This is a genomic window from Methanofastidiosum sp., from assembly GCA_035362715.1.
GTDB lineage: Archaea > Methanobacteriota_B > Thermococci > Methanofastidiosales > Methanofastidiosaceae > Methanofastidiosum.
This window is the reverse complement of record DAOSDU010000031.1, coordinates 1-4,066: the sequence shown is the minus strand read 5'-3', so window position 1 is coordinate 4,066 and position 4,066 is coordinate 1. Positions and strand designations below refer to the sequence as shown.

Sequence of the window (4,066 nt, the reverse complement as noted above, 5' to 3'; positions counted from 1 at the left end):
GACATACGAAAAAAAACAAGAAAAAAACAAGCTTATATATAATGTAGTTGTTGAAACAGAAGAATTCGATAAATATTATGATGAAGCATTAACATGTATCGCTAAAGAAGTAGAAATAGATGGTTTTAGAAAAGGCCATGTGCCCGTAGCTATAGCAAAATCACATGTAGATCCTTCTCATATATTGTCCCGTGCAGCAAATGACTGTATATCTGCTAAATGGTTTGAAATTGTAACAAAAGAAAGTATAGAGGCCATTAAAGAACCAAATGTAGAAATACTTAAAATGGCTCAAGGTAATCCTTTTGAATTTAAAGCTGAGGTTGAAATTTTACCAGAAATAAAGCTTCCTGATTATAAAAAGATTGGAAAAGAAACTCCTAAAACAGAAATAAAAATTGAAGAAAAGGAGTTTGATGATGCTATAAATTGGCTTGCTCAATCTAGGGCAAAGTTTTTCCAAAAAGATGGTAAGGCAGAAAAAGGAGATTTAATCGAAATTACTTATAAGGTGAATGATATTGATGACGATAAAGAAAAAAAAGATAGATTTATTTTAGGAAAAGGGCATTATATAGAAGGATTAGAGAATGAATTAATAGGTTTAGTTAAGGGAGAAAAGAAAGAGATAAAGGTAAATGATCCTAAAGATAAAAAAAAGAAAATTGTATTAAGTGTTAACGTAGACTCTGTTCAAAAAATGGAAGTTCCAGAATTAAATGAAGAATTTGCAAAAAGTGTAGGATTTGAATCAATTAAAAAAATGGAAGAAAGTATAAGAAGTGGACTTGAAAAAGAAAAGCAAATGTCTGAAAAACAAAAAATCAGAACAGAAGTTTTAGAAAAAATAGCTAAAGAAACTAAAGTCGAAGTGCCACAAACTTTAATTGAAAGGGAGGGCGAAGCACTTTTACAAAACTTGAAAAATAGAGTTTCTTATGAACTTCAAATGACATTTGATGAATATCTTAAACAAGTTAATAAAACAGAAGAAGAGATAAAAAAAGAATTCGAAAAAGTAGCACAAGAAAGAGTAAAAGGGTTTTTAGTGCTTCATGAAATAGAAAAAAAGGAAAATATTAGTATAACAGAAGATGAACTCAATACTAAAATAGAGGAATTAGCAGCCCAATATCCTGACAAAGAAAAAGCTAAAGAGGAAATGAAAAATTCTGATGCAAGATATTATATTGAAGATGAGCTAAAGAGGGATAAAATATTTACTATTTTAGGTTGTTAATTTTTCTTAAATAAGATAAAATTAATAATAAATATTATGAATTTAATTCCAACAGTAATAGAAAAAACAAATTTAGGCGAAAGAGCTTATGATATTTATTCTAGATTATTAAAAGATAGAATAATATTATTAACAGGACCAATAGATGATTTGGTAGCTAATTCTATTGTTGCTCAACTTTTGTTTTTGGCCTCAAAAGATCCAAAAGCAGATATCCAGTTTTATATTAATAGTCCCGGGGGGTCAGTAACAGCTGGTATGGCTATTTATGATACAATGCAATATATAGAATGTGATGTTTCAACTGTAGCAATTGGTATTGCCGCATCTATGGGTGCAACTTTATTAGCCGCAGGTGCAAAAGGAAAAAGATACGCATTGCCTAACTCAGAAATAATGCTCCACCAAGTGCTTGGTGGTGCTCAAGGTCAAGCGACCGAAGTTGAGATTGCGGCAAAACATATTTTAAAAATAAAAGACAGAATGAACCACATTTTAGCTAAACACACAGGACAGCCATTAAATAAAATAACGCAAGACACAGATAGAGATTTTTATTTAAGCGCAGATGAAGCAAAAGCTTATGGGGTAGTTGACGAAGTTATAAAACAAAAGGTATAATAGCTTTAATAATTAATAAAGCTTTAATACATATGCCTGAACTTAAAAAAAAAGAAGAACCAAAAATTAGTAATAAAAAAATTATTTTAACAATATCTATATTAGTTATTGTAATTACAATAATTTTAATTTTCATTAAATTAACAGATAAAAGTAATCTCTCAATTGAGGTTTATGTTCCAATTCCAGAAACTTCTATGGATGTAGGAATGGTTGGTTTTATAGAGAAAGGGGAAACAATGGAAACTGTTAATCCAGGAGCACTTGAAAATCCAGTAAGAGATTTAGACATACCTATCCCAAGAGATATATTTAATACATCAGGAACAATTATTGCTGTCCAAGCAAATAGCGTTATTATAAAAGGAATTGGCACTAACTTTGACGATCAAATGAAAAGAGATTTAGTGGTCGTTATTGATGAAAACACAACTGTAAATGGTGTAAGGGGAAATGCAGAATATTTTAAACAAATTTTAAAAGTTGGTGACGAAATTACAATTGAGTCAGATTATAATATTCATGGAAAAACAGAGTTCTTGGCAAAGTATGTAAACAGTATAAAAGAATAAAATATGAAAACAAAGTATTTTTTTTATGCGATCTTATCTTTTTTAGTTGTAGGGTATACGGTATATTCGTGGACAGAACCAACGACTATGCCAAGCTCATATAATCCTCCAATAAATACTAGCATAACAGCTCAAACAAAAATGGGTGAAATAGGAGCTTCAGTATTTAGAGATGCAGATGATTCTAGTTATTATATTAATCCTTCTGGTAATAGCATTGTTTCGGGGACTATATCAGCAGCTAACCCAACAGCAAACAATCATATAGCAACAAAAGAATATATTGATGGATTGTTAGAAAATGTTGTCCCCGAAATAACTTCGTTATCAAATACAATGCATAAAATTGGCATCAACCCAGTTTGTCCAGATAATTCAGTTGAAATAATCAGATATTGGGCGGCAAAAAGTTGTAGCACTGTTAATCAATATGGAAATGTTTACGGTTGCACAACAGGAAATACAAGTTTTTGGGGTGAAAGTGCTCCGACCTGCACTTATAATGATTATAATTACAATAACAATGTTCATTCTTGTACGGCGGACCAGTCACAAGGAGTTCTTTGCGCAACCACTGAGGAATCCTTTTTAATAAATAGCATTCACACTGAAAGTCAATGTAATATTATTGGAGGAGATGTCGTTACAGTTGAAAGTAACATTAAAATATGTAAATTTTATAATTCTCAAACCTGTCCTTCTGGTTGGACGCAATATAATAACTGGTCAAAAACTGAAGTAAATACAGTAAGCTACCAAATGGGAACGACTGAAACTATTTGTAGTTGTACAACAGGTTCACATGGCTGGAGTAATACTGCTAGAGAAAAGTGTTCTATCGGATATCAGACCAGATACAAAAAGCCAGATACATGTCCATCTCCATCTCGCACTTGTACAAGAACTAATGAAGATTTCTATTTATTAGGAGGGTGTGCTGCAGAATGTACATACACTGTCTGTGGACATGCACTTGTTAAAGAAATTGGTTGTTATTAAAAAGTAATAAAAAAGTAAAAATATGGATACATTAACATTAGTTATTTTAGGATTAGTAGCAATAATTGTAATATATTTTATTGCTGCATATAATGGCTTTATAGCTTTAATCAATAGATCAAAAGAAGCCTGGTCTGATATAGACGTTCAATTAAAAAGAAGATATGATTTAGTACCTAATTTAGTTGAAACAGTAAAAGGATATGCAACTCATGAAAGAGAACTTTTAGAAAAAGTTGCAGAGGCTAGATCAAGAGCTATGCAAGCAGGAAATAATGTAAAAGAGAAAAGTGAAGCAGAAAATGTCTTATCTGGAACATTGAAATCATTATTCGCAGTTTCAGAAAATTATCCAGACTTAAAAGCTTCTACTAATTTTTTAGAACTTCAAAGAGAGTTAACTGACACAGAAGATAAGATTCAGGCGGCTAGAAGATTTTATAATGGAAACGTAAGAGATTTAAATATAAAAATAGAATCATTTCCTTCAAATATTTTAGCAAGTATATTTAGTTTTAAGAAAATGGACTTATTTGAGATTGAAAATAAAGAAGAAAGGGAAGCGGTTCAAGTTAAATTATAATGGCAACACTATACAATCAAGTTAGTTCAAACAATAGAAAAGCATTTTTCT

5 protein-coding genes are annotated in these 4,066 nt (G+C 30.7%); all 5 read left to right on the top strand.

Annotated features, from left to right (window positions below; all coding sequences use genetic code 11):
• On the top strand, positions 1–1,240 hold a 1,240-nt coding region (gene tig / locus PLI06_10160), incomplete at its 5' end, for a trigger factor (GenBank protein ID HOI77956.1).
• A 36-nt stretch (positions 1,241–1,276) separates the two neighbouring features.
• Positions 1,277–1,861 carry an ATP-dependent Clp endopeptidase proteolytic subunit ClpP gene (clpP, locus tag PLI06_10155; GenBank protein HOI77955.1) on the top strand — a complete coding sequence of 195 codons (585 nt, stop codon included), beginning with the start codon at positions 1,277–1,279 and terminating at the stop codon, positions 1,859–1,861.
• 32 nt (positions 1,862–1,893) lie between these two features.
• Entirely contained in the window at positions 1,894–2,433 is a 540-nt protein-coding gene (locus PLI06_10150; GenBank protein HOI77954.1) for a hypothetical protein, read from the top strand.
• 3 nt (positions 2,434–2,436) lie between these two features.
• Positions 2,437–3,432, top strand: a complete 996-nt coding sequence (locus PLI06_10145; GenBank protein ID HOI77953.1) for a hypothetical protein — start codon at positions 2,437–2,439, stop codon at positions 3,430–3,432.
• Positions 3,433–3,454: 22 nt separating this feature from the next.
• Entirely contained in the window at positions 3,455–4,015 is a 561-nt protein-coding gene (locus PLI06_10140; protein HOI77952.1) for a LemA family protein, read from the top strand.
• The last annotated feature ends 51 nt before the right edge of the window (positions 4,016–4,066 follow it).